Origin of the sequence: Acholeplasma laidlawii, from assembly GCF_015709225.1 — a bacterium.
GTDB lineage: Bacteria > Bacillota_I > Bacilli_A > Acholeplasmatales > Acholeplasmataceae > Acholeplasma > Acholeplasma laidlawii_A.
Map to the genome: position 1 here is coordinate 1 of NZ_JADNRS010000045.1, position 824 is coordinate 824.

Here is an 824-nt window from a genome sequence, read left to right on the forward strand (position 1 = left end):
TCTCTATTTATGCCACCTGCTAATTTATCAGTTAATAACGTATCAACGATTCTTAAGACATCAATAGAACCACTAAATGTATCTACATCTAAGCCTGAACCATAGATTGCTAAGATTAAATCTGCATAATTATCACCTGTTAAGTGTTCGCTATTTAATCTATATGAATCTGCACTTGGGCTAGTTACTTCAAATGGTAATCTTGGTAATACTCTTGTATCTACTAATTCTTTTAAGACATTGCCAAACATATCATGCGTTAACACAGTTGTTAGTGCATGATCAATAACTGGAACATTAAATACTTTTAAGACGATATCACTATTTGTTTCAAGTCTTAAAATATTTCCGAAGTCATTTATTGTTCTAGCATTTGTTAAATCTTCAATTGTTGTAATATTCAATGAATTAATTGCGTCTAACACTTTAATCATTGCTTCTAAATTAAATAATTCATAAGTAATATTTAATTCTTCTTTTGTTACATCTTCAATCGCATTTAAGTTTACTCTTCCTAATTGCTGATTTAAGACACTTACTAATCCTTCTTGGACTTGTTCACTTTCAACTAAGCGCTCTAAGATATGTGGGATTAATTCATAACCATATATATGAGCGATTGCTTTATTGGTATTTCCTGCAACTAAGATATCACTATCTAGTGCTTTAGTAATTGCTAAAATATCATTAAAGTTAGTATCAACATCAAGGCCTGATCCGTATACTGCGATAAATAGATTTCTAAATGATCCTTTAGTTACCACACTTGGATCTATTCTAAATGCATCACTATCAACTTGCTCTAAGTCTGCATTTAATAATGG

The 824-nt window shown here is 30.3% G+C and carries 1 protein-coding gene; it reads right to left on the reverse strand.

Going from position 1 to position 824, the window contains the following annotated elements; translation table 11 throughout:
- Window positions 1-824: hypothetical protein (locus IY230_RS04795; protein WP_196370272.1), on the reverse strand; the 824-nt coding region annotated here is incomplete at both ends.